Origin of the sequence: Agrobacterium larrymoorei, from assembly GCF_037722385.1 — a bacterium.
GTDB classification, from domain to species: domain Bacteria; phylum Pseudomonadota; class Alphaproteobacteria; order Rhizobiales; family Rhizobiaceae; genus Agrobacterium; species Agrobacterium larrymoorei_C.
This window is the reverse complement of record NZ_JBBKAQ010000001.1, coordinates 104,965-128,340: the sequence shown is the minus strand read 5'-3', so window position 1 is coordinate 128,340 and position 23,376 is coordinate 104,965. Positions and strand designations below refer to the sequence as shown.

At 57.6% G+C, this 23,376-nt stretch carries 23 protein-coding genes; 11 read left to right on the top strand and 12 right to left on the bottom strand.

Annotated features, from left to right (window positions below):
- Positions 1–114 precede the first annotated feature (114 nt).
- On the bottom strand, positions 115–1,326 hold the full coding sequence (locus WKI41_RS00595; RefSeq protein ID WP_340191598.1) for a TIGR03862 family flavoprotein: 1,212 nt from the start codon (positions 1,324–1,326) through the stop codon (positions 115–117).
- Between the two features lie 76 nt (positions 1,327–1,402).
- On the opposite strand from WKI41_RS00595, the gene WKI41_RS00590 reads away from it, so the two are divergent.
- From WKI41_RS00590 to WKI41_RS00580, 3 genes are read left to right on the top strand one after another with little or no spacing between them, the layout of a single operon-like run.
- Entirely contained in the window at positions 1,403–1,990 is a 588-nt protein-coding gene (locus WKI41_RS00590; RefSeq protein ID WP_340191597.1) for an IMPACT family protein, read from the top strand.
- Positions 1,991–2,042: 52 nt separating this feature from the next.
- Positions 2,043–2,711: a pseudouridine synthase gene (locus WKI41_RS00585; RefSeq protein WP_340191596.1), complete on the top strand. Its 669-nt coding sequence runs from the start codon at positions 2,043–2,045 to the stop codon at positions 2,709–2,711.
- A 7-nt stretch (positions 2,712–2,718) separates the two neighbouring features.
- Positions 2,719–3,345 (top strand): class I SAM-dependent methyltransferase, encoded by a 627-nt coding sequence (locus tag WKI41_RS00580; RefSeq protein ID WP_340191595.1) that lies wholly within the window; start codon positions 2,719–2,721, stop codon positions 3,343–3,345.
- On the opposite strand, the gene WKI41_RS00575 is transcribed toward WKI41_RS00580, so the two are convergent.
- Positions 3,342–3,527 carry a hypothetical protein gene (locus WKI41_RS00575; RefSeq protein WP_340191594.1) on the bottom strand — a complete coding sequence of 62 codons (186 nt, stop codon included), beginning with the start codon at positions 3,525–3,527 and terminating at the stop codon, positions 3,342–3,344. The genes WKI41_RS00580 and WKI41_RS00575 overlap by 4 nt on opposite strands.
- Positions 3,528–3,710: 183 nt before the next feature.
- On the opposite strand from WKI41_RS00575, the gene WKI41_RS00570 reads away from it, so the two are divergent.
- From WKI41_RS00570 to WKI41_RS00550, 5 genes are all read left to right on the top strand, one after another.
- The gene (locus tag WKI41_RS00570) at positions 3,711–4,934 is read left to right on the top strand and encodes a PQQ-dependent sugar dehydrogenase (RefSeq protein ID WP_340191593.1); all 1,224 of its coding nucleotides are present in this window, start codon (positions 3,711–3,713) and stop codon (positions 4,932–4,934) included.
- Between the two features lie 111 nt (positions 4,935–5,045).
- On the top strand, positions 5,046–6,062 hold the full coding sequence (locus WKI41_RS00565) for a DNA topoisomerase IB (protein ID WP_340191592.1): 1,017 nt from the start codon (positions 5,046–5,048) through the stop codon (positions 6,060–6,062).
- 138 nt (positions 6,063–6,200) lie between these two features.
- Positions 6,201–7,856, top strand: a complete 1,656-nt coding sequence (locus tag WKI41_RS00560; protein WP_340191591.1) for a phosphoethanolamine--lipid A transferase — start codon at positions 6,201–6,203, stop codon at positions 7,854–7,856.
- Between the two features lie 67 nt (positions 7,857–7,923).
- Positions 7,924–8,577: a response regulator gene (locus WKI41_RS00555; protein WP_340191590.1), complete on the top strand. Its 654-nt coding sequence runs from the start codon at positions 7,924–7,926 to the stop codon at positions 8,575–8,577.
- A gap of 4 nt (positions 8,578–8,581) precedes the next feature.
- A complete protein-coding gene (locus tag WKI41_RS00550; protein WP_340192283.1) occupies positions 8,582–9,913 on the top strand; it encodes a sensor histidine kinase in 1,332 nt (443 codons plus the stop codon).
- Between the two features lie 34 nt (positions 9,914–9,947).
- On the opposite strand, the gene WKI41_RS00545 is transcribed toward WKI41_RS00550, so the two are convergent.
- Positions 9,948–11,267, bottom strand: coding sequence for an MFS transporter (locus WKI41_RS00545; protein ID WP_340191589.1), 1,320 nt, complete (start codon positions 11,265–11,267; stop codon positions 9,948–9,950).
- Between the two features lie 339 nt (positions 11,268–11,606).
- On the opposite strand from WKI41_RS00545, the gene WKI41_RS00540 reads away from it, so the two are divergent.
- Entirely contained in the window at positions 11,607–12,704 is a 1,098-nt protein-coding gene (locus WKI41_RS00540; RefSeq protein ID WP_340191588.1) for an RHE_PE00001 family protein, read from the top strand.
- Positions 12,705–12,732: 28 nt separating this feature from the next.
- On the opposite strand, the gene WKI41_RS00535 is transcribed toward WKI41_RS00540, so the two are convergent.
- The 6 genes from WKI41_RS00535 to minC form a co-directional block, all read right to left on the bottom strand.
- A complete protein-coding gene (locus WKI41_RS00535) occupies positions 12,733–14,922 on the bottom strand; it encodes a methyl-accepting chemotaxis protein (RefSeq protein WP_425340975.1) in 2,190 nt (729 codons plus the stop codon).
- Between the two features lie 347 nt (positions 14,923–15,269).
- Complete coding sequence (locus WKI41_RS00530; protein WP_340191586.1) at positions 15,270–16,205, bottom strand: dihydrodipicolinate synthase family protein; 936 nt, start codon at positions 16,203–16,205, stop codon at positions 15,270–15,272.
- A 138-nt stretch (positions 16,206–16,343) separates the two neighbouring features.
- The gene (locus WKI41_RS00525; protein WP_340191585.1) at positions 16,344–17,063 is read right to left on the bottom strand and encodes a GntR family transcriptional regulator; all 720 of its coding nucleotides are present in this window, start codon (positions 17,061–17,063) and stop codon (positions 16,344–16,346) included.
- 109 nt (positions 17,064–17,172) lie between these two features.
- A complete protein-coding gene (gene minE, locus WKI41_RS00520) occupies positions 17,173–17,433 on the bottom strand; it encodes a cell division topological specificity factor MinE (protein WP_340191584.1) in 261 nt (86 codons plus the stop codon).
- Positions 17,430–18,242 (bottom strand): septum site-determining protein MinD, encoded by an 813-nt coding sequence (minD, locus tag WKI41_RS00515; RefSeq protein WP_309770107.1) that lies wholly within the window; start codon positions 18,240–18,242, stop codon positions 17,430–17,432. Before minD ends, minE begins: the two co-directional genes overlap by 4 nt.
- 30 nt (positions 18,243–18,272) lie before the next feature.
- Positions 18,273–19,004: a septum site-determining protein MinC gene (minC, locus tag WKI41_RS00510; RefSeq protein WP_062424019.1), complete on the bottom strand. Its 732-nt coding sequence runs from the start codon at positions 19,002–19,004 to the stop codon at positions 18,273–18,275.
- A 208-nt stretch (positions 19,005–19,212) separates the two neighbouring features.
- On the opposite strand from minC, the gene WKI41_RS00505 reads away from it, so the two are divergent.
- Both WKI41_RS00505 and WKI41_RS00500 read left to right on the top strand, forming a co-directional pair.
- Entirely contained in the window at positions 19,213–20,064 is an 852-nt protein-coding gene (locus WKI41_RS00505) for a TIGR02587 family membrane protein (protein WP_340191583.1), read from the top strand.
- A 7-nt stretch (positions 20,065–20,071) separates the two neighbouring features.
- Positions 20,072–20,482 (top strand): TIGR02588 family protein, encoded by a 411-nt coding sequence (locus tag WKI41_RS00500; RefSeq protein ID WP_340191582.1) that lies wholly within the window; start codon positions 20,072–20,074, stop codon positions 20,480–20,482.
- Between the two features lie 3 nt (positions 20,483–20,485).
- Here the strand turns inward: WKI41_RS00500 and WKI41_RS00495 are convergent, their stop codons facing one another.
- Genes WKI41_RS00495 through WKI41_RS00485 form a run of 3 tightly spaced genes read right to left on the bottom strand, consistent with a single transcriptional unit; the run spans position 20,486 to position 23,281 of the window.
- Positions 20,486–21,562 carry a sn-glycerol-3-phosphate ABC transporter ATP-binding protein UgpC gene (locus WKI41_RS00495; RefSeq protein ID WP_340191581.1) on the bottom strand — a complete coding sequence of 359 codons (1,077 nt, stop codon included), beginning with the start codon at positions 21,560–21,562 and terminating at the stop codon, positions 20,486–20,488.
- Positions 21,559–22,389, bottom strand: coding sequence for a carbohydrate ABC transporter permease (locus tag WKI41_RS00490; RefSeq protein WP_340191580.1), 831 nt, complete (start codon positions 22,387–22,389; stop codon positions 21,559–21,561). The genes WKI41_RS00495 and WKI41_RS00490 overlap by 4 nt, the downstream gene beginning before the upstream one ends.
- Positions 22,379–23,281 (bottom strand): carbohydrate ABC transporter permease, encoded by a 903-nt coding sequence (locus WKI41_RS00485; RefSeq protein ID WP_340191579.1) that lies wholly within the window; start codon positions 23,279–23,281, stop codon positions 22,379–22,381. Before WKI41_RS00485 ends, WKI41_RS00490 begins: the two co-directional genes overlap by 11 nt.
- Positions 23,282–23,376 lie beyond the last annotated feature (95 nt).

Here is a 23,376-nt window from a genome sequence, read left to right as displayed (position 1 = left end):
TTGCCACGCCAAGTCTTGAGTACAGGAAACAGGAGCAGGCTTTCGCTTATCCGTTTCAACGCTCTTATCAAGCTTTTTTTCATGCGCGATGCAAGAGCCATGACAACCATGTGACTAACGAAGGTTTGCTAACCAATGGAGCATGCCTCTTGCAGATGCTTTTCCTGTGGCAAAACAAGCCGTTAACAGGTAACCACCGGTGGTTGCCTCCCAGTCCAGCATCTCGCCTGCCACGAAAATTCCGGGTAACGATTTCAGCATATAGTGCTGATCGACCCCGTCCCAGCGAATCCCACCGGCACTCGATATCGCCTCGGTGATTGGACGTGGCGCAGAAAGAACAAGCGGAACGGCTTTGATCAGCTGGGCAAGCACGCTCACCTGCAAATACTGTGGTGATGCGCATTCGCGCAGCAGCGCGACTTTGACCGGGGACAGCCCAACGCTTTTCCGCAGCTTGTTCGAGAAACTGTCCTTGCTGGATGCCCGCGCCAAATCCCGTGCTATGCGTTCCTCGGTTCGTCCTGGCGCCAGATCGATGGTCAGCACGGCTCGGTGGTCTTTCGCCAAGCTGTCTCGCAAGGCGGCGGAATGAGCATAGATCAGAGTGCCTTCCACGCCATGGCGGGTAATGACGAACTCGCCTTCAAAGCGACCTGCATCCGACGTAGTGATGACGGATTTGACCGGCTCTCCCGAAAAGCGCTGGCGAAAATGCTCGCTCCAGGCGACGTCGAACCCGCAATTGGCTGGCTGGAAATCCACGATATCCACGCCTCCTTCTCGCAAGCCATGTACCCACTCACCCGTTGATCCGAGCCGCGGCCAGCTTGCTCCTCCAAGCGCAAGCAGAACTGCATCCGGTTTGATATCAATTTGCCCCTCCGGTGTCTCGAAAAGCAGCGCACCGTTGTGCAAGCCCAGCCAACGATGGCGGACTTTGATTGCCACACCGCGTCCGGAGAGGCGGCTGAGCCACGCCCGCAACAAGGGCGAGCCCTTCATGGAATTCGGGAAAACGCGTCCGGAGGTTCCGACGAAGGTCTTCTGCCCCAACCCCTCCGCCCAATCGCGCAGCATCTGCGGTGTAAACTCGTCCAACGCACCTTTCAGCCGCGCCTCTGAGGCGCCGAAACGCGTCGTGAAGCGAGCGTAATCTTCGCCGTGCGTAATGTTGAGGCCGGATTTTCCAGCCATTAGAAACTTGCGAGCAACGGTCGGCATCGCTTCATAGACAGTCACGTCAACATCCGAGCTGGATAGCTCTTCGGCGGCCATCAGACCCGCTGGACCTGCGCCAATGATCGCAATCTGTTTTCTGAGCATTACCACCTACTGTCCTTCGTCTTTTGCGTTTTCTTAGAACGTTTGCCGCAGTGCGTATATGCGCTATTGAGAAGGCATGTTCACCCTTACCCGAACTGAAATTTTCGAACACGACATCAAGAAGAGCCGCTTCATCGCGACCGCAAGTGCTGTTGCCAATGAAGACGCGGCACGACGGTTCATCGCCGACCATTCGGATCCTGCCGCCAACCACAATTGCTGGGCATGGCGTGTCGGACAAAGCTATCGTTTCAACGATGATGGCGAACCATCCGGCACAGCAGGCAAGCCGATCCTCCAAGCGATCGACGGAAACAAACTGGATAACATCGCCGTCGTCGTCACACGCTGGTTCGGCGGCATTCTGCTCGGTAGCGGCGGACTTGTTCGTGCCTATGGCGGAACCGCCGCGTCCTGCCTCCGCAACGCGGATAAATCCGCCATCATACCCGCCTTTCAACTGACGCTGAGTTGTGGCTTTTCGGACCTCGCGCTGGTCAAGGCTCGCCTCCTGTCTGTCGACCATCTGGTCATCGAGAGCGAAACATTTACCGGCTCAGGCGCGGATCTTAGCCTCTCCGTACCCTCAGGCGAAGCGCAACGGGTCGCGCAGATGGTCAAGGACATCACCAGCGGACGCGTCCTTCTGCCACTCCCGGAATAGACCGCGTGGCGTCACGCTGGCACGTGGCGAAAATCATGCTATTAGGCTTTCAATGTCTGGCCAATTGCTCAACCCGATCTACAATCCGCCGCTCGAACCCTATCTCTCGATCATACACCGAGACGAAGGTCTGTTGGTACTGGACAAGCCGAGCGGTCTGCTTTCGGTTCCAGGGCGCGACCCGGCCCTGGCCGACAGCCTTGCGACCCGCGTGAAAAGAGAGTTTCCATCGGCGCTGATGATCAACCGGCTCGACAAAGATACGTCAGGCATTGTTTTGATGTCGCTCAACAAGAAAACCCATGCCGCCATCGCAAGCCAGTTCGAAAACCGCACGACGACGAAAATCTACAAGGCGATCGTCTGGGGTGAGGTGAAGGATGAACGTGGCGAAATCGATCTGCCACTGGCGATCGATCCGGACAACAAGCCGCGGCACCGGGTGGACTGGGCCGAAGGCCGTCCCGCGCAGACAGAGTGGCGGGTTCTGGAACGTCTAGCCCTACCCGCGACCCGTCTGGAACTGCGTCCTCTTACCGGCCGCACGCATCAGCTGCGGGTGCATATGAAGGCGCTTGGCCATCCCATCCTTGGCGACGAGTTTTACGCCACCGGGGAGGCTCTTTCCGCAGCACCGCGACTTCTACTTCACGCAGAACAACTGAGCTTCAAACATCTGGATGGTCAGCATGTGACCTTCCACGTTCCAGCGCCCTTCTGAGCGAACCATGGCAAAACAAGACGCAGAAGACTTTGTTGTTGATTTTGTCGGAGGAGCCGTCGGGCACCGGTTGAGATCTGGCGAAGGACGCGGACAAGCGTTGCCGAAGGCTGCAGGGTTCACGAAAGGCCGTACGCCATTCGTGGTCGATGCAACGGCAGGTCTCGGTCGCGACGCCTTTCTGCTCGCTTCGCTTGGCGCCAATGTGACTCTGATCGAGCGGTCGCCGGAAATGTACGCCCATTTAAAGGACGGGATTGACCGCGCGAAGGCCGCGGGCGGTATCCACGAGGCGATTGCGTCCCGAATGACGTTGCTTCACGGCGACTCGCGTGAACTCCTCAAGACGTTGTCGCCCGATGTGGTGGTGGTCGATCCGATGCACCCTCCACGCCACAACAGCGCGCTGGTGAAAAAGGAAATGAGGGTGCTACGGGAGGTGGTGGGCGCAGATCCCGACCAGCGGGAGCTAATGGAAGCAGCGTTGCAATCTGCACGGAAAAGAGTGGTTCTAAAATGGCCGCTTCGGGCGGCGCCTATGGAGGGGCTTCAAAAGCCCTCCCATCAGATCACCGGAAAGAACACACGCTATGATGTGTTCATGATTTTCCGGGATGAGCTTACCGAGGATTAACGGAACACCGGCTTGCGCTGGGCGTTCATCAAAAGCTCATGTCGAGAAGCGAAATCACCGAAAAGCTTGCGAAGCCGCTTTTCTTCCGCATCATCCAGTCGATAGCGACGGCAAAACTCCATAACACTCAAAATAGGCTTGACCTCGGTTGTGTCAAGCTCGTCCTTGTCCAATCTTTGCATAATGCCCTCCTGACCGACCCAGCTAAACGCTGTCGATCGAGGAACGTTCCACGATAACTATTACGGGCAAGAAATTATATGATGCCGCACACGCTCCGATCAAGTTTTCTTGACGGACGTTGATGCAACTTAAAAAGCCCCGAAATGTTCCCGGTCCGCTGAATTAAACCGGAAGGGAGCTCCATGCTGCGCGTTCGTCAATTGCTAACCACCACACTTCTATCTGCCATTCTTTTCGTTCCGGGATATGCCTTCGCGCAGTCGACAAGCCCAGTCGAAACGAACCCCCCGCATGGTAAGAACCAGAAGCCGGCTTTCGAAGGACAGACACGCGCGCCACAGCCAGACAAAATGCCGTCCCTGCAAAAGACTGTTGTTGCCGACAACCTGCCGCATCTTTGGTCGATGGCGCTTCTTCCGGATGGCCGAATGCTCGTCGCCGCAAAAGAAGGCGCCATGCATATTGTGAAGGATGGAAAGGCTGGACCTGCGATCGAAGGCGTGCCCGAAGTCGCGTCGTCCGGACAGGGTGGCCTTCTGGATATTGCCCTCGCTCCCGACTTCGACAAATCCGGCATGATCTACTTCTCCTTCTCCGAGCCGCGCGATGGTGGCAACGGCACGTCCGTCGCTTCGGCAAAGCTGGTAGAAACGGATGGGACGGCCGTTCTGGAAAATACCAACGTCATCTTCCGTCAGATGCCGACCTATGATGGCGACAAGCATTTCGGATCCCGTCTCGTCTTCGGCAACAATGGCGAGCTTTACGTCACGGTCGGCGAGCGGTCTGACAAGGAACCACGTGTCCAGGCGCAGGATCTTTCCAGCGGATTGGGCAAGGTGTTCCGCATCGACACCAGCGGCAAGGCGCTGCAGGATAATCCTTTCGTCGGTCGCGATAACGCCCTGCCAGAAATCTGGAGCTACGGTCACCGCAACATCCAGTCGGCCGCGCTTGATGGCGAAGGACGTCTGTGGACGGTCGAACATGGTCCTAAAGGTGGTGATGAACTGAACCTGCCGAAGGCCGGGCTGAATTATGGTTGGCCGGTGATCACCTATGGTATCGAATATAGCGGCGACAAGGTCGGCGAAGGTGCGACAGCCAAGGATGGCATGGAGCAGCCCACCTATTACTGGGACCCTGTGGTGGGTCCATCCGGCATGGTCTACTACAATGGCGATGCCATTCCGGAGTGGAAGGGCTCCTTCCTGATCGGCGGTCTCGTCACCCAGGGTCTCGTGGTGTTGAAGATGGATGGCGACAAGGTGGTCTCTGAGGGACGCCTGCCGCTGGAAGCACGCATCCGCGATGTCGAGCTCGGCAAGGACGGCGCCGTATACGCCGTAACGGAAGAGCGCGGCGGCGGTAAATCGCAAATCATCCGCCTTGCTCCCGAAGCCTGATCGTTCGACGCTTGATCAAATTCAAAGGAGCGGGCATGTCCCGCTCCTTTTCCTGGAACGGACGCTGTCCAGCGCAGTTATTTGAGAAAACTCAAAGGCAGCGCCAAGACCATGAATCAGCACCCAGCCCGGCTCCTAAAGAAAATCGGTCTAACCTATGTCAGCGATCAAGAGCCGGGCATCGCCCGGGAGCGACGCGGCAAGGGCTTTTCCTACAGGCTCCCCGACGGAACGCTGCTGTCCGACAAGATCGAGATCACTCGCATTCGGTCTCTTGCAATCCCGCCGGCTTACCAACGCGTCTGGATCTGCATCGAGCCATCGGGCCACCTCCAGGCGACAGGTTACGATGCGAGAGGGCGAAAGCAGTACCGCTATCACGTGGACTGGCACGCCTTTCGCGGCGAAACGAAGTTTTTTCAGCTGAAGTCGTTCGGCGAAGCCTTGCCAGCCATTCGCCGTCGAGCACTATCTGATATCGAAAAGGATATCAGCAGCCAGAACAGAACGCTTGCAGCGTTGGTTCTTCTTCTTGACGCTGCTTATCTACGCGTTGGCAACAAGACCTATCTTGAAAGCAACGGCACCTATGGTGCAACGACGCTTCTCAAGCGGCATGTGTCTATCGGCGAGACGATCGAGCTTCGATTCGTCGCAAAGGGCGGGCAGAAGGTGCGCCGCAGCCTTCGGCATCCCCGCCTGCAGAAGATCCTTGAAGAAATCGCCGACCTACCGGGCAAGCAGCTCTTCGTCTGGCAGGATGAGAACGACATGGTCCATCCCATCGATTCCAGCGCGCTCAACAGCTACCTGTCCGAAACGGCGGGAGAAGGCATTTCCGCCAAGACCTTTCGGACCTGGGGTGGAACCCTGGCAGGCTTCACTCACGCGGCTGAGCGCTTGGCAAGCGGCAGCGCGCCGACAATCAAAAGCATCTGCGAGGCAGCAGCAGAAGAGCTTTCCAACACACCAGCCATCTGCCGCAAAAGCTATGTCCATCCATCCGTTCTCGATCTCGCCACCGAGCCAAAAGCGATCAAGCGACTAGAGACTGTTTTGGACGCGCCTAATAAAGCGATCTCGGGGCTGAGAGCGGACGAGCGACGACTGATCTCCTACCTGCAATAATTTAGAGATATGTTTATAGGGTGCCCGTTACGTTCAGTCTCGTGTCAGCAAATCTCTCCAGAAGGCCATCATTAGCCGGAAAAGCAAAACGCGCTCCCGCGCGTCCGGCGTACCGATCGGCACGAGGAGAGTGGGCGCGTGGCACCATTGACAGATCACCTGGACGGCAGCGAGATCCGCCGCCCTGAAATCGGCAGCATCACTTTGAGCGTCATCACCGCTCTCTATCTGCTGTTCTTCATGAACCAGACGTTCTGGTCGAAAGTGAACACCCACCTGCCTGCCTACCCGATCGCGATCTATGCGCTTCATGTGGCGATGGCTGCGCTTTTTGCAGCGCTCCTCATCACCTTTTCGGCGAAATACATCATGAAGCCGATCCTGATGGTGCTGATCGTTGTCTCTGCACTCTGCTCGTGGTTCATGGACCGCTTCGGCGCGGTGATTGACCGCGACATGGTTCGCAACGCGTTTGAGACCACAACCGGAGAGGCGAACAATCTTATCACCTCCGCTTTTCTTCTTCACATGGCGATCTATGCGCTGCTCCCCATCCTCCTTATTGCTCTCGTGCGCATCCGTCATCGCCCGATCCTTGGCAAACTGTTCTGGAATACGCTGAGCGTAATCGCCTGCCTCGTCATCATAGGCGGCATAGGTGCGATGAATTCCAAGACGTTCACGACAGCGATCCGTCAACATCGGGATATCGTCAAAAGCCTCAACCCGATCTCGCCGATGTTCGCGACAGCGCATTACTTTCAGATCGCCAACAAGGAAGCGCAGCTGACGGTGACGCAAACCGGCCTCGACGCGAAGGTGAAGCCTCCGTTCGTTGCGGTCGGCAAGCCACGCGTGACCGTGGTTGTCGCAGGCGAAACCGCGCGTGCTGCCAATTTCTCGCTGAATGGTTATGGCCGCGAAACCAACCCGGAACTCAAGAAGAGAGATGTAATCTATTTTCCGAGCACGGTCAGTTGCGGTACGTCCACGGCAATCTCACTTCCCTGCATGTTCTCGAAATTCACACGGTCGGAATACACCCACAGCAAAGCGCTCTCCAATGAGAACGTCATGGATGTTCTGGTGCATGCCGGCGTGGACGCGCAGTGGCTGGACAATGATACCGGCAGCAAGGGCGTGGCGGATCGGATTCCCTATTTCGATCTGAGCGCTACCCGCGATGCCACTTTCTGCAAGACCGGCGAGTGCAGCGACGACATCTTCCTTGACAGGCTCGACAGCTGGCTCGACCGGGTCAACAAGGACAGCGTCATCGTCATCCACCAACTCGGCAGCCACGGTCCGTCCTACTATCTCCGCTACGGCGATCAGTTTCGGACATTCACACCGGATTGCCGCACCTCGGAACTCGGCAACTGCAAGGACGAAGAGATCGTCAATTCCTACGACAACACGATCCTCTATACCGACCATTTCCTCTCCGCCATCATCGACAAGCTGAAGGCCCGTTCTGACAAACTTGCGACCGGCATGCTCTATGCCTCCGATCACGGCGAATCTCTCGGCGAGAACGGACTTTATCTCCACGGCGCGCCTTATATGCTTGCACCGGCCGAGCAGACCCATGTCCCTTTCCTGGTGTGGATGGACAATGACTTCGCAAGCTCCATGGGTGTCGACCGCGCCTGCCTTGCCGATGAGGCGAAGGCCGGTGGCAAATCCCACGACAATTTCTTCCATAGTATCTTGGGCATGATGAACATCTCGACGTCGGTCTACGACTCATCGCTCGACGTGTTCCGCCCCTGCCAGTCCAAGCCCACGACATGATGCGCCAGCACCTTGACGATGAACCGCACGAAGCGATACGCATTGGCAATTCGGGAGTGAGGTCGGTGTGCGCGTTCTGCTGGTTGAAGACGATCATGTGCTCGGAGAGGCACTAAGAGATCACGTAGCGGCAGCAGCGCACGCCGTGGATTGGTTCAAGACATTGAGCGAAGCCATGGCGGCAACGCAGACCGTGAGTTACGGTCTTATCCTGCTGGACTTGCGCCTTCCCGATGGCGAGGGGCTTAGCCTCTTGCGTGCGCTGCGCCGATCGAACAACGCCGTCCCGGTGATTATCCTCACCGCCCACGACCAGGTCTCCGACCGCATCGAAGGTCTCAATGCCGGGGCGGACGACTATCTCGTAAAGCCCTTCAATCTGGGCGAGTTGACCGCGCGAATGCTTGCTGTCTCGCGCCGTTACGAAGGACGCTCGACGCCGATCGTCAGGTTGCCGGGCATCGAAATCGATCAGGCGGCCAAGAGCATTTTGGTCAACGATCGCTCATTGACGCTGAGCGCCCGGGAATGGGCTGTGCTCGAAAAGCTTGTCGAAAGGCCTGGCGCACTCGTCTCAAAGGCGCAGCTCCAGGAGACCCTGTACGAGTTCGGCGCCGAGATCGAAAGCAACACCGTCGAGGTGTATATCAGTCGCCTGCGCAAGAAGATCGGATCGGACCGCGTGGAAACCGTAAGAGGGCTTGGCTATACCATTCGCTAGTCTGATACCCCAGAAGACAAGCATGACGCGCCGTATGGTTCTTGCGCTGGTCGGCGTCCTGGCAATTTCCTGGATGGTCGCATCCGCCCTCGGCGTGATGGTCATGGAAGAAGAGTTTGCTGAGATCTTCGACAGCGGGGTACAGGAAACTGCCGACAGGCTGCTGCCGCTGGTCGCAGAGGATCTGCGTGAACGAAGCCCGGAAGCACAGAGGCGCCTCGGCCAGCCCACGACCGGTTCGGAATATCTGACCTATCAGGTGCGCGATCGCGACGGCGCTGTTCTTTTGCACTCGCACGACAGCGCGCGAGAAGGCTTCGACGTGCCTCTGAAGCCCGGCTTTGCCGATACCGATACCCAGCGGATCTACACCGTCGTGACGCCGGAGGGCGATCTTTATCTCCAGGTCTCCGATGCTTTCGCCAATCGTCGCGAAGCCATTGAGGAGGCGTCAACAGCGCTTATCCTTCCGGTGCTGGTTCTCATCCCCGCAAGCATCATTGCCGTCATTCTGGTCATCCGCCGTACATTGACCCCGATTCAGACGCTAAGAGACGACATCGCTCGCAAGGACGGCGGCAATCTTGCGCCCGTCGATCCGGGTGAGCTTCCTGCAGAACTCGATCCGATTGCACGCTCGGTCAACCTGCTGCTCGAGAGATTGCGGTCAGCGCTGGAAGCTGAGCGTTCCTTCGCCTCCAACAGTGCGCATGAACTGCGCACCCCGATCGCCGGAGCGCTTGCCCAGGCACAGAGACTGAAAGCAGATATTCCGCCGCATCTCGCGCCGCGCGTTGATCAAATAGAGCTGTCGCTCTCCAATCTGGCACAATTGTCCGAGAAGCTTTTGCAGATGTCGCGCGCTGAAGCCGGTATCGGCATTTCCGACAAGGTGGTCGATCTTCTGCCGGTGCTCGAACTGGTGGTGGAGGATATGAGCCGGTCAGAACTGGGCGCCGGACGTGTTCATTTACATCTGCCCGACGATGGTCTGCTCAAGGGAAAGGTAGACGCCGACGCCTTCGGTATCGTCATTCGCAACCTTCTCGAAAATGCACTCACTCACAGTCCCGCGGCTTCGCCGGTTAATATCTATGTGGAGAAGAACACATCCGTGCGGATCGTCAATGACGGGGCGCCGATCGAACCAGCGCTTCTGCCAAGACTGACCACCCGCTTCATGCGCGGCCAGACCCAGGCGGCTGGGTCCGGGCTTGGCCTCGCGATCGTCGAAAATTTGGCAAAGCGCATGAACGCGTCGCTCGCCCTTGCCTCACCCGCTCCCGGACGGGAGCAGGGTTTTGAAGCGCGGATCGATCTGCCGAAGCAGGTTTAACGACCACGGATTGAAGCCGGAGGCCTCATGCACCTCAATCTTCGTGAATGTGACTGTGATCACGCGTGTCGCGCATCTTCACATAGACGATCAACGACAGCGCGATCATCAGCGTAACGTACCAGAAGAACCAGCTTTCGTGGCCGGCCTGCTTGAACGTCAAAGCCACATACTCCGCCGTGCCACCGAAAATGGTGTTTGCCAGCGCATAAGGGAGCGCCACGCCAAGGGCGCGGATATGGGCTGGAAAAAGCTCGGCTTTGACGACCGCGTTGATCGAAGTGTAGCCCGTAACGATCAGAAGGCCGATGAGCACCAGGGCAAAGGCAATGTAGGGGTCGGTGGTGCTGGAAAGGGCGTTGAATATCACATAGGTGAACAGCGTGCCGAGGATGCCGAAGCCGACCATCAGCGGCTTGCGACCGATCTTGTCGGAGAGCGCACCAGCCAGCGGCTGGCAGAGCATGAAGACGAAGAGTGCTGCCGTGGTGATTTCGGTTGCCGATTCTTTGCTGAAGCCCGACGTGTTGACCAGGAATTTCTGCAGATAGGTCGTGTAGGCATAGAAGGCCAAGGTACCGCCAGACGTCAGCGCCATCACCATCAACGCTTCCTTCGGATAGTGCTTGAACAAGGCCCAGCCGCTCGATTGTGGCTTGCCCGTCGCGTCCGCTTTGGCGTTCTTGAAGGAGTGGGTTTCGACCAGACCACGGCGGATGTAGAACACGGCAATCGCCAGAATACCGCCGATGAAGAACGGAATGCGCCAGCCCCATTGGTTGAGTTGCTCAGGCGTCAATACGCGTTGCAACACGAGAAGTACGGCCAGCGCCACGAGCTGACCGGAGATCAGCGTGACATATTGGAAACTGGAGAAGAAGCCACGGCGGTTCTTGCCGGCCATTTCACTTAGATACGTAGCACTTGCTCCGTACTCTCCGCCAACGCTGATGCCCTGTAGCAAACGGGCAAGAACCAGGATGGCAGGGGCCGCGATGCCAATTGTTTCATGCCCGGGCGTCACGGCGATCATCAGCGATCCCATGCACATCAGCGTCACGGATAGCGTCAGGCCCGCCTTGCGACCCTTGCGGTCAGCATAGGTGCCCATCAGCCATGCGCCGATCGGACGCATCAGGAAGCCGACGGCAAAGACGGCGGCAGCGCTCAGAAGCTCGGCGGTCTGATTGCCGGAAGGGAAAAAGACCGGCGCGAAGTAGAGCGTGAAGGCAGAATAGACATACCAGTCATACCACTCGACAAGATTGCCCGCCGATCCGCCTATGATCGATTTCAGTCGCGTTTTCTGGTCGGGAGGAGATCCAGCCACCGCTTGATCCGCTACATTGTTCATCGGTCACTCCGTATGTTTCGGTCCGGAAACCAACCGCTTAAAGCCTGTCGCGGGCATTTAGATCCGCTGACCAGACTTTAGCGTGTTCTTCCGTCTTATGTCGGGACCGCAAGACCGCTGGACACTCCTGCGCGAAGTGGTTTCGCACGAGGCACACTAACGCCAGCAGGCGGCGTATGATCGATATACACTCCTCAAATGTTTTCCGACAAGATAATTCGGTCTACTTATTAACGCAGAAGGTCCAGCTTCTATCGCGCATCGCTGTAGTTGTGAAAATCGTTTGAAACAGAAACGGCGCGATTGCTTTCACTGCAGTCTCTCCCTTAAACAAATCCAATGACCTACGAATTCACTCTGTTGAAAGTCACAAGGCTCCTGCGATCCCTCACACGGGCTGGCGACGCTTTGGCGCGTCTTGACGAGAGGGTCAGCCGATCTCCAATCCGGGACGGCTTCCTAAAGCGGCAGAATTTTCACGACGCCGTCTCTTCGCTCTGGGTCGACGGAGAGCTGGTCCATATCGAGGATTTGGTTCTGCACGATGCGCGCATGGACATTCGTGCACCGACGAACGAAATCGTCAACGCCCACCGCATTCTGCGTGCAAGACGGCTCATAGAAAGCCACTCGGCACAATGGGCACTGAGCGACCATGGCGTAGACCTGCTGCGCGGAAAGAACCTAGAGCCCCAGTCGCCTCCCTTAAGAACGGTTGTGAATGCGGATGAAGCGGACCTTGAAGCGGCAGACGACGCGAGTGACGTCTTTACCGATGAGTTGGCGGAAATGGACGCACTGCTCTCACGCAGCAGCGCGCTCGTCGCAGATGTTTTAGCTCAACGCGCCCCTTTGGAGCCGAATACAAGTTCTGCTCACGAAACGTCGGATGAGGAAAGTGAAGACGAGCGTCTTCACCGTTGGCGAAAGCTTGTAGATCGGTACTCAGACTATCCGGCGCCGCTGCAGGCCGCCATCCTTCTGGATGCCTGGCGCGATATCCAGGTCTCAGACCGAAGCCCATGGTTGGGCCGCCAACTGGCCGCCGCGTTGCTCCGTGCCCGGGGCCTGACGAGCCTGCCGGCGCTGAACAGCGGCCTTCGCGCCATCAACAGAGAACGGCGTCATTCGCGTGATCAGGAAGAGAGAGTGATCGCCATGCTCGATGGAATGTCTGAAGCGGCTGAGCTCGGAATGAAAGAGCATGACCGGCTTTTGAACGGCAAGAGCCGTATGGAGAGACGCTTGATCGGCAAGCGCTCGAATTCGAGATTGCCGGATCTGGTTGATCTGGTTCTGGCAAACCCCGTCGTTTCGACATCGATGATTGTCAAGGAACTCGGCACAACGCCGCAGGGTGCGGTGGTTCTTGCCAATCAGTTGGAGCTTCGCGAAATGACGGGCCGCGGACGTTTCAGGGCTTGGGGCATATTATAGCCCCTCGCCCCGTTCTAGGGATCGCAGATCAGCTTGCCATCGCATAGCGCGTCTGCGATGGGTTCGACGCGAGTTTTGTCTCACCGCTGACGCGGAAACGTCCCACCATGCTGGCAAGGTTTTCAGTTTCCTGCGAGAGGTTTTGAGCGGCCGCGGTGGTCTCTTCGACCATCGCTGCGTTCTGCTGCGTCACCTTGTCCATCTGGTCAGCGGCAGAGGAAACCTCCTTCAAGCTGATAGCCTGCTCGCGGGCACCGGCCGCAATCTGGTTGACGGTCTGGCTCATGCCGAGAACCTGCTCGACAATCTTGCCAAGCGAGTTGCCGGTTTCTTCAACCAGGTGCACCCCGGTCTCGACCTGGCTGGACGAGGTGGAAATCAAACCCTTGATCTCCTTCGCCGCTGTGGCCGAGCGCTGCGCCAGCTCACGTACTTCCTGCGCAACTACGGCAAAGCCCTTGCCGGCTTCGCCAGCACGTGCCGCTTCGACACCCGCATTCAGAGCCAGGAGGTTTGTCTGGAATGCAATCTCATCGATAACGCTGATGATATTGCCGATCTTGCTGGACGATCCTTGGATCTCAGTCATCGCCGCAACCGCACGGGCAACGACATCGCCACCCTTTTCGGCGTCGGCCTTTGCGCTGTCGACCGTCTTTTGCGCGTTCGTTGCGCCATCGGCAGTGTCATTCACACCACGCGTGACTTCGCTCAGCGCTGCTACGGTTTCTTCCAAAGCGGCGGCCTGCTGCTCGGTACGGCGTGCAAGATCGTTCGATGCGGTGGAGATTTCGCTGAGACCGGAGCGGATCGTATAGACCGCGCGCACAACATTGCTGATCGTCTCTTCGAGCGCGGAGACCGATAGGTTGAAGTTCTGGCGGATTGCGTCGAACTCAGGTGCGACCTTCTCGTTCATGCGCACCGTCAGGTCGCCTGTTGCAAGAGCATTGAAGCGGCTCTGAACAATCTCGACGAAATGCCGGAGATCTTCGGCCTTGGCGTTATCGATCTCGCTCTGGCGCTTACGATCGGTTTCGACTTGGCGCTGGAGTTGTTCCTGCTCGGCCTGCACGTCTTCACCACGAGCAAGCGCGAAGCGGAACTTCTCAAGTGCTGCAGCGAGATTGCCAAGTTCGTCCTGCTTGCCTGTCTGGGCAACCTGATCCTTGTAATTGCCATTGGCCATCTTGCCGACGGATCCGAGGACAGACGTCAAAGGTTTCTTGATCAGGATCTGAGTTGCAACGAGAATGACGCCAAGTGTCACTGCGAGAATGATCAGGCTGCCGATCAGCATGTTATAAATCTGCTGCCAGACAGGCCCGGAGAATACGGCCGGAGGCACGTCCAGCACTGTTGCCCATGTGGTGTTCATGCCAGGGGCAGTGAAGGGATAGATCAGGCGAACAGAACCATCGGGGAGACCCTCGATCACACGCAGCTTTCCGTCAGCCAAAGCCTGCTTCACCTGATCGGCGCCGACATCGGCGTAGTCCTTCATCAGATTGTCGGCGTTGGTGTGCGACAGCCACTTGCCATTGCTGGCGAGCAGCATCACGCTGCCGCCTTCGAAAGGCTTGATCTGTGATAGGCTAGCCGTCAGATCGTCGAGTTTAATATCGACGCCAGCGATACCGACCATCGTGCCGCCCACCGTTACCGGCACGGAAACGGATGTCACGAGCTTCTTCATATTGGTAAGATAAGGAGACGTGATGAGCGGCTTGCCTGTCTTCAGCACGCCACCATAATACTCATCCTCAGGCTTGATCGACCATGTCGAGAACTCGACCTTGCCGCTATCGCCCTTCGTCCAGTAAGGCGTGAAGATGCCTTCCTTGTTCAAGCCCTCGGTGCCAACGGTTGGCTTCGAGCTTTTCCCATCAATCAATTCGCACATCCAAGCACCGAAAACGTTCGGATATTGCGGAGCAACGGTCTCGATCATCGAAACGATGTCAGCGCGGCTGCGCGAGCCTTTTTCGATGAAGCCGCCGATCGTTGCGGCAAGCGTGGCACCCGCCGACGTTGCGACTGAGATATCGCCAGCGATATGCTCGCTGACCGCGCCAGCCTTTTCCGTCGCAAGCGCCATGACGTCACGTTCTGTCGCCGACTTGACGTTGACCACGTTGAACGCGGTGTAAGCAATCATGATGCCGGCAATAGCTGTTCCGGTGGCTAGGATAAGCTTTCCGGAAACGGAACTGAGTATCTTCTTCATGCGACGAGCCCTCTAACTTTAGGGCGACGTTAGTGTAAAGTTTTAAACAATCTGCAAACAAATCGTTCAAAGACGAGCATTGTCTAATTGATGACACTCGTACTGTATGGGTTGTTTTATCCTCCGGGAGCTTCAAGAATCTGCTTGATCAACAGATCATGACAGAAGACAGATCAGTCTTTCGAGACGATCCCGAAATAAAAAAGAGATGACTGACGTCCAGCCACCTCTTTCTTGCTTGTTCTCAATCGTGCCACTAAGAAACGAGCGACTGATGCACGCGCGTCTTTCTTGACGCTGTAGCGTCGGTCCTCCGGCGCGGGCAGGTCACCTGCCGTTCAAGCCGGGTAGCGCGATGCGTACCAGTTCTGGAACAGCGTGTACTGGCTTTCCAGATGACGGCGCTGAGAGGCGCTTAGTTCGTCAGTCTCGTTGAAGTGCAGCGTGTATTCCGTGTCGCCGTTCAGCACCATCAGGTACTTATAGTGCAGCACGAGGTCTGGACCCTCATCGTAGGTCGAGAACACCGTCAGCGCCTCTTCCAGTTCACGTGCTTCGGTGCGTGCGGCAGCATCGCCCGTGGCGGCCTTTTCGCAAAGGGCGACCAGGTGCAGAACTTCCTTCGGCAGCGCGTTACCAATGCCGGTGATGGCGCCGCCTGCACCGCAATTGACGAAGCCGTGGTAAACGCCGGTATCGACGCCGACCATCAGCGTCAGATCGTCATCACCAGCGGTGATGTTTTCTGCGGCATAGGTCATGTCTTTCTTGCCACCGAATTCCTTGAAGCCGATGAGATTCGAGTAGCGTGAGCGCAGATCGAAGAACAGGTCGGCACGGGTGGCGAAGCCGTAATAGGGGCTGTTGTAGATCACAGCTGGCAGACCGTTGGCAGCTTCGAGGATGGCGGAGAAATGCGCCTTTTGCGCAGAGACGGACGAACCGCGGGACAGAACGCGCGGAATGACCATCAAACCCTTGGCGCCAACCTTTGCAGCGTGGGCGGCGTGGCTGACGGCCGACTTGGTGTTGATGGCACCGGTGCCGACAATGACAGGAACGCCCGCTTCGGCGAGACGCTGCACGCCTTCCTGACGCTGCTCATCGGTCAACAGCGGCCAATCACCCATAGAGCCGCAATAGACGACTGCAGACATTCCGGCAGCGATCAGTTCTTTGCCCTTTTTCACAAGCAGATCGAAGTCGGGCGTTCTGTCCGCCTTGCAGGGCGTCATGAGGGCAGGAATGCATCCGGTGAAGATCGTGCTGGCCATGGGTCCCAATCCTTTCGCGGCACCATAGCCGCTTGATATGGAAGCCTTGTAGCATTGAACCTCTTTTCTGTCGACAAATAAAATACAAGAAATTTTTGGTGCGGAGGTTGGGCGCGACTGCAGCTGTAATCGCTGAACTTAAAGGTTGAGGTCGGCGCTCTGGCGCGTGTCGGCAGTGATGTAGGAGCGGATCTGCGTCACGATCTGGTCGGCATGCGCCTTGGCCAGCGCGTCGGCTTTCTCGACATCCCGGTCGATGATCGCCTGGATCATGTCCTCATGCTCGCTGACATATTGATTGGGCAGGACATCGTTGAAGGAAGAATAGTAGAGCCGCAGGATGCGTCGTCCCTCATCGAGAAGCCGGGTGAAGAGCTCGACATAATGGCGGTTGCCGCCGACTTGCGCGATCGCGACATGGAAATCGCGATTGGTGGAGATCATTGCAAGCGCATCGCGCTGCTCGACGGCCAGAGCAAAAGCGCTTTGCAGGGTTCGGATCTGTGTAATATCCGCCTTTGCGTGATTGGCCGCGGCAAGCCGTGTCGTGACGCGATACATCAATGTCAGGGCGTCGAAGAATTCCGGCAATCCGAGAAAATCGATCTGCGACACGATGGTGGCGCGGTTGGTCAGCGTCGTGATCAGCCCTTCCGCGGAAAGACGAACCAGTGCCTCGCGAATGGGCGTGCGCGACAGAGAAAAGCGTTCGGAAAGTTGCAACTCATCGATTGGGCTACCAGGTGCAAGCCGCAATTCGATAATCTCGTTGCGCAGTGTCTCATAGACGGTGGAAACGCCAAAGCCTCTTCGGTGCGTTTGCTTCTCCCGCTCGTCCGCCTTGTCCGCTTCTGCCATCCAACCATCCCTCGCTTTGTCGAAAAGGCTTAGTCCAGAATCGCTGCAGATGGGAAGGTCAAACCGCGCAATGAAAACGCCGGGACAGCGCCCGGCGTGATCTTGATCGTTAGGCTGCGCGAAGCGATGCGCCCAACGGAATTTCCACATCGATTTCCAGAAGCGACATGTGTTCGTCGCTGTCCATCTTCACATGCACCCTGTCGCTATCGATCTCGACATGCTTGGCGATTGCCGCCAGAATTTCCTCGCGCAGAATGACGACCAGATCCGAACCCTGATTGGTGCGCTCATGCGCAAGAAGGACCTGCAACCGTTCGCGAGCGACGGGTGCCGACTTCTGTTTGCGGAAAAGGTTGAACATGCTCATGCAGCCCTCCCGAAAATCTTGGCAAAGATGCCGCGCTTTTCGCCAGGAACGGAAACCGGAATGTCCTCACCCGACAGACGTCGCGCCGCATCGAAATAGGCCATGGCCGGTGCGGACTTGGCATCTGCGAGAGTAACCGGCGCACCAACGTTGGAGGCACGCAGCACGTCCATGCTTTCGGGAATGATGCCGATCAGCGGAATGGAGAGGATTTCCAGAACGTCATCGACCTTCAGCATATCGCCGCGCTCGGCGCGCGCCGCGTCGTAACGGGTAAGCAACAGATGCTTTTCCATCCGCTCGCCGCGCTCGGCCTTGATCGTCTTGGAATCAAGAAGACCGATGATACGATCGGAGTCACGAACGGAAGAAACTTCGGGATTGGTGACGACGACGGCAACATCCGCATGGCGCATCGCAAGCGTCGCGCCGCGCTCGATCCCGGCCGGGCTGTCGCAGATAACCCAGTCGAAATGTTTCTTGAGTTCGTTGATGACCCACTCGACACCTTCCGGCGTCAGGTTGTCCTTGTCGCGCGTCTGGGAGGCCGGCAGCAGGAACAGCGTATCGAGGCGCTTGTCGCGGATGAGAGCCTGCGTCAGCTTGGCATCGCCCTGAATGACATTGACCAGATCGTAGACCACGCGGCGTTCTGCACCCATGACCAGATCGAGGTTGCGAAGACCGACGTCGAAATCCACGACGACGACCTTTTCCTTGTTCTGGGCCAGTGCGGCGCCAAGTGCTGCGGTCGACGTCGTCTTTCCGACGCCTCCCTTGCCGGAGGTAACGACAACTACCTTCCCCATCCTGATCTCCTGTTTCCTGCCGCTTGCGGCTTAATTGAGTTTGTCCGCCTTGATCGTATCGTTTTCCAGCCACAGCTGGACGGCCTGCCCCCGAAGCTTCGGGTCGATATCTTCTGCGACCTTGTAAACACCGTCGATGGCAAGAAGCTCGGCTTCCAGCTTCTTGCAGAAAATCCGGGCCGAAGCGTTGCCGAGCGAACCGGCCATGGCACGTCCGCGAAGCGCGCCGTAAATATGGATCGAACCGCCGGCGATCACTTCTGCTCCGGACGCGACTGAACCAACGATCGTCACATCGCCTTCCGGGAAGATGATCGACTGGCCGGACCGTACGGGCTCGCTGATCATCAGCGACTGAACGACGCTGCGAATTTCCGTCACGGGGGCTCGTTGCTCCGCCGGCGCTTCCACCTCGGCAAGTGCTACCGGCTCCACCTCGACATCCGACGCGGGCTTGCCGCCTTTGAGCGCAGGCGGCATGCCGGTTTCGATCATCGAAGGGCGTGCGCCTTCGATACCCATGATGGCAACGTTGCGATTGTAAAGCTCGGCAAGCAGGGATTTCAGGCCGGCCTTATCGAGCTTCAGGTCCGCCACATCCAGCACCACCGGACGTGACAGAAAGAACCCGGCAGAGCGCGCTGCCAGATCGTCAAGTCGCTCCAGCCAGACATCCAGCGGCGACTCGGGAGATAGAACGACCGCCAGAAATGAGCGGCCCTTGATACGGATCGAACGCGAGTCTGTTAGCACTTTGGTCATCTTGGTAAAGAAATCGTTGATAGAGAGGTAGCGGTGATTTGGTTAACAAATGGTTAACGCCACCCTTTCGCGGCTGCTAAAATTAACTTCAAGACCCCCTTGACGAAGTGCCGGGCTGAGTCGCTCGATCCTCGTTGAAATCCGCGCTCCCACGCCTGCGGGAACCGGCCATAATCAAGACGGTTATAAGCCTACCAGGGGGAAGAAGATGGCTGGAAGTGCAACGCAAAATTCATCGAAGGAAGGCGAGTTCCTGATCGGGCTGGCGCGCGGCGTCGGTGGTGCGCTTCTGTTCGCGCTGCCCATGTTCATGACGATGGAGATGTGGTTTCTTGGCTTCTACATGTCGCGAGAAAAGCTTCTGCTTCTTTGCGTCCTGAATATCCCGCTTCTCGTGGTTCTGGCAAAGCGCGTCGGATTTGAGAAAACCTCGTCCTGGTTCGAAGCGAGCCGCGATGCGGTGACGGCTTACGGCCTTGCGATCATCGTCAGCGCCGCCATTCTTGCGCTCTTCGGAGTGATCAACGATCAGGTGACGACCAGCACGACGGTGGCAAAGATCGCAATACAGGCGGTGCCCGCCAGCATCGGTGCGCTTCTCGGTCGCAGCCAGCTTGGAACGCATTCGGAAGACGATGACGAGGAAGACGACGATACCGAGACGGAAACGAGCTATTTCGTCGAGCTGTTCATGATGCTGGTCGGCGCACTCTTCCTCGCACTCAATGTCGCACCGACCGAAGAGATGATCTTGATCGCCTACAAGATTACGCCGTACCAGACACTCATCACGGTTCTCCTCTCGCTCGTGCTCATGCATGGCTTCGTCTATGCACTTCACTTCAAGGGCGGGCACGGCCAGGCGGAAGACAGCGCCTGGTGGAACACCTTCATCCGCTTTACCTTGCCGGGCTATGTCATCGCGCTTGGCATCAGCCTCTACTGCTTGTGGAGCTTCGAACGATTGACTGGAACATCGCTGTCAGAGATCGTCGGAACCGTCGTCATCTTAGGCTTCCCCGCGGCCATCGGCGCGGCTTCGGCCCGCCTCGTATTGTGAGAATGCCATGACCAAATCATCCACCGATGGCCACATCGAAACATCTTCGCCCCACTGGATCGAGTGGGCCACCGGCATCGTCTCGTCGTTGCTGGTGATAGCTTTGCTCGGCTGGATCTCATGGGACATCTACCGCTACGACGACGCGAAAGCCGACTTCAAGCTCTCCGTGGTCTCGACAGAACCTGTGGCAACAGGCTTCAGGGTAAACTTCGACATTCACAATCTCAGCCAGACGACGGCCGCCACAGTGCATGTGGTCGGCACGCTGCGCGGTGCAGAAGGAGCAACGGACACAGCGGATGTGACCTTCGATTATGTCGCCGCCGAATCCAACGACAACGGAACACTCTTCTTCAAGAGCGACCCGCAAGCAGGCGCGTTGGAACTTCGTGTCGCGGGCTTCACCGATCCGTGACGATCAAAGCCGTTGTTCGGTATCGTGATCGAAGAGATGCAGGGAGGCAGGGTCGATGGTGAATCCGACCATATCTCCGGCTTTAACATTGCTTCTTCCCTGAAGCGCCACCGTCATTTCTGGCTGCGTCGCCGTGGTGATGGAGGTCGCTGAACCTGTCGTTTCCACGATCCCGACCGGCAGGGTGATGGTGGATGAGCCGGGAGGAGCAAGCGTGATGTGCTCGGGCCGGATACCAACCGTTACCTTCGTACCCGGTGCAAAGGCTACGGGCGACATGATCGTTTGAGGTTCGGACTTTCCACCGAAGTTCAAAACAAGCGTGCGCCCGTCCTCTGAGGCGAGAGCCGGCACGAAGTTCATCGCGGGAGAACCTATAAAGCCTGCGACGAAGCGGTTCATCGGCCGGTCGTAGAGCTCAAGCGGCGCTCCCTGCTGCTCGATCACGCCAGCGCGCATGACGACGACATGATCAGCCATGGTCATGGCTTCGATCTGATCATGCGTCACGTAGACGGATGTTGCTCCGAGGCTGTTATGCAGCTTACGGATTTCAGCGCGCATATGGACGCGCAGCGCCGCATCGAGGTTGGAGAGCGGCTCGTCGAAGAGGAACGCCTTGGGATTGCGGATGATGGCGCGCCCCATTGCCACACGCTGGCGCTGACCACCGGAAAGTTCGCGCGGATAGCGCTGGAGGAGAGTTGTTAGACCCGTGATCTTCGCAATCTCTTCCGCCTTGCGACGTGCCTCAACCTTCGACACGCCTTTTAGTCTTAGAGAATAAGTCAGGTTCTTTTCCACCGTCATGTGTGGATAGAGCGCATAGGATTGGAACACCATGGCGATATCGCGCATGCGCGGCGGCTGGCGGGTAATGTCCTCGCCTTCGATGCGGATCGTGCCGCTCGATATGTTTTCCAGCCCTGCGAGCGTGCGCAGCAAGGTCGACTTGCCGCAGCCGGATGGCCCGACGAGCGCCACGAACTGGCCCTTTGGAATGGCGATATCGATACCGCGCAGCGCGTGGTAGGCGCCGTAGTGTTTCTGGATGCCGGACAGTTCGATCTGCAAAGTCATTTGAGCGCTCCGGATGTCAGGCCGCTGACGATGCGGCGCTGAAGCAGGACGAAGATGATGAGAATGGGCGTCACATAGATCGCCGCGAATGTCATGATGCCGGTCCAGTCGGAAGCGTTCGGCCCGACGAAGAACTGCAAGCCGACGGTCGCAGGCTGGAAGGCGCGATCGGTTATGAGCGAGCGCGAATAGACATATTCGCCCAAGGACTGAAGAAAGATGAGGATCGCCGACACCAGAATGCCATTGCGGGCAAGCGGTACGGAGATGCGCAGGAACGCCCCGATGCGACTATTGCCATCCACGAGTGCTGCTTCTTCAAGTTCACGCGGCACCTGCGTGAAGGCTGCCCGCACCAGAACGATGTAGAGCGGCAGCTTGTTGGCAGCCGTTGCCAGGATCACGCCCGTGCGCGGCCAAGACAACAGGCCAAGCTGGCTGAAGGCGACGAAGATCGGCGTCACCATTAGGGACGGCGGTAAAACTTGCAGCATGAGAACGAGGAAGAGCGCCAGATCCATCCAGATCGAGCGGACACGTGCAAGAGCATAGGCGCAGCCGGTGCCAAACAGCACGACGAGTGAGACGGTACCACAAGCGATGATCAGCGAGTTCTGAATGAAGGTGTCCATACCCATGTCGTTCCAGACACGGGTGACCTTCAGTTCAGGATGATGCGGCCAGAGGGTCGGCGGGTTGGCGAAGGTCTCGGTATTGGTCTTCAGCGCCGTCACATACATCCAGTAGAGCGGGAAGAGGTAGATCGCGACGATAGCGATGGCGATGGCCAGCAGGAGCCAGCGTTTCCAGGGAGTGCTAGACAACATGTTCGTGCCTCGTCGAGCGGACATAAGCAGTGGCAACGACGATGACCAGAAGGGTCATCACGACGGAAACGACCGAGCCATGGCCGATGCGATATTCGCGGAAGGCAAGCTCCCAGGACCAATATTGCAGCACATTGGAGGCATTCGACGGCCCGCCCTGGGTGAGCGCTGCGAAGAGATCGAACTGCTGCAGGGTGAAAATGATGCCAAGCGAAATGACGGCACCGAGCTGCGCCCGCATCATCGGCAGGGTGATGGTGAGGAAGCGCTGCAGGCGCGTCGCTCCATCCAGTTCCGCCGCCTCGTAGACGTCATCGGGGATCGAGGCGAGACCGACCGACAACAGGATCATGTTGAAGGGAACACCGAGCCAGATATTGGCGATAATAACGGAGTAGATCGAGATCGATGGATCGGAGAGCCAGAAGATTTTCTGCTGGGTGATACCGAGTGATTGCAGGAGCCAGTTCACCACGCCGAAGTCACCGGCCAGAATCCAGCCCCAGATGGCACCGACCACCAATCCCGGCATGATCCAGCCTGCGAGAAACAGGCCACGCAGCCAGGAGGCACCGGGAAAATCGAGCCGGAAGAATAGCGCTAGCGCCAGACCAATCCCCAGTTGGAAAATGACTGACAGAAAAACAAACAAGAAGGTGTTGCGCACGATCGGCATGAACAGCGGATCGTCGATGATTTCGCGGTAGTTATCGAGACCGACGAAGGGGCGGTCGAAGGTTGCGATGGTGAAGAGGTCGACGCTCTGAAACGAGATGACCAGGTTGTAGATCAACGGGAAGGCCGAAAAGGCGACCAGATAGGCAAGCGCGAACAAGACCAGCGCGCTGTCAAACCCACCGCCATCGCGGAAAACTCGATTGAAACGGAGCATTTCGCCTCCCGACATTCTAAATGTGCGCTCGTGATGGGCGGACCATGCGCTTCATCAGTTTGGAAACCAGCTGCGGACGTGGAAACGCCCGCAGC

What these genes read in the sequence shown, in the direction of transcription:
- WKI41_RS00595 (WP_340191598.1), bottom strand. Translation starts at nt 1,326, where the DNA reads ATGCTCAGAAAACAGATTGCGATCATTGGCGCAGGTCCAGCGGGTCTG.
- WKI41_RS00590 (WP_340191597.1), top strand. Translation starts at nt 1,403, where the DNA reads ATGTTCACCCTTACCCGAACTGAAATTTTCGAACACGACATCAAGAAG.
- WKI41_RS00585 (WP_340191596.1), top strand. Translation starts at nt 2,043, where the DNA reads ATGTCTGGCCAATTGCTCAACCCGATCTACAATCCGCCGCTCGAACCC.
- WKI41_RS00580 (WP_340191595.1), top strand. Translation starts at nt 2,719, where the DNA reads ATGGCAAAACAAGACGCAGAAGACTTTGTTGTTGATTTTGTCGGAGGA.
- WKI41_RS00575 (WP_340191594.1), bottom strand. Translation starts at nt 3,527, where the DNA reads ATGCAAAGATTGGACAAGGACGAGCTTGACACAACCGAGGTCAAGCCT.
- WKI41_RS00570 (WP_340191593.1), top strand. Translation starts at nt 3,711, where the DNA reads ATGCTGCGCGTTCGTCAATTGCTAACCACCACACTTCTATCTGCCATT.
- WKI41_RS00565 (WP_340191592.1), top strand. Translation starts at nt 5,046, where the DNA reads ATGAATCAGCACCCAGCCCGGCTCCTAAAGAAAATCGGTCTAACCTAT.
- WKI41_RS00545 (WP_340191589.1), bottom strand. Translation starts at nt 11,267, where the DNA reads ATGAACAATGTAGCGGATCAAGCGGTGGCTGGATCTCCTCCCGACCAG.
- WKI41_RS00540 (WP_340191588.1), top strand. Translation starts at nt 11,607, where the DNA reads ATGACCTACGAATTCACTCTGTTGAAAGTCACAAGGCTCCTGCGATCC.
- WKI41_RS00530 (WP_340191586.1), bottom strand. Translation starts at nt 16,205, where the DNA reads ATGGCCAGCACGATCTTCACCGGATGCATTCCTGCCCTCATGACGCCC.
- WKI41_RS00525 (WP_340191585.1), bottom strand. Translation starts at nt 17,063, where the DNA reads ATGGCAGAAGCGGACAAGGCGGACGAGCGGGAGAAGCAAACGCACCGA.
- minE (WP_340191584.1), bottom strand. Translation starts at nt 17,433, where the DNA reads ATGAGCATGTTCAACCTTTTCCGCAAACAGAAGTCGGCACCCGTCGCT.
- minD (WP_309770107.1), bottom strand. Translation starts at nt 18,242, where the DNA reads ATGGGGAAGGTAGTTGTCGTTACCTCCGGCAAGGGAGGCGTCGGAAAG.
- minC (WP_062424019.1), bottom strand. Translation starts at nt 19,004, where the DNA reads ATGACCAAAGTGCTAACAGACTCGCGTTCGATCCGTATCAAGGGCCGC.
- WKI41_RS00505 (WP_340191583.1), top strand. Translation starts at nt 19,213, where the DNA reads ATGGCTGGAAGTGCAACGCAAAATTCATCGAAGGAAGGCGAGTTCCTG.
- WKI41_RS00500 (WP_340191582.1), top strand. Translation starts at nt 20,072, where the DNA reads ATGACCAAATCATCCACCGATGGCCACATCGAAACATCTTCGCCCCAC.
- WKI41_RS00495 (WP_340191581.1), bottom strand. Translation starts at nt 21,562, where the DNA reads ATGACTTTGCAGATCGAACTGTCCGGCATCCAGAAACACTACGGCGCC.
- WKI41_RS00490 (WP_340191580.1), bottom strand. Translation starts at nt 22,389, where the DNA reads ATGTTGTCTAGCACTCCCTGGAAACGCTGGCTCCTGCTGGCCATCGCC.
- WKI41_RS00485 (WP_340191579.1), bottom strand. Translation starts at nt 23,281, where the DNA reads ATGCTCCGTTTCAATCGAGTTTTCCGCGATGGCGGTGGGTTTGACAGC.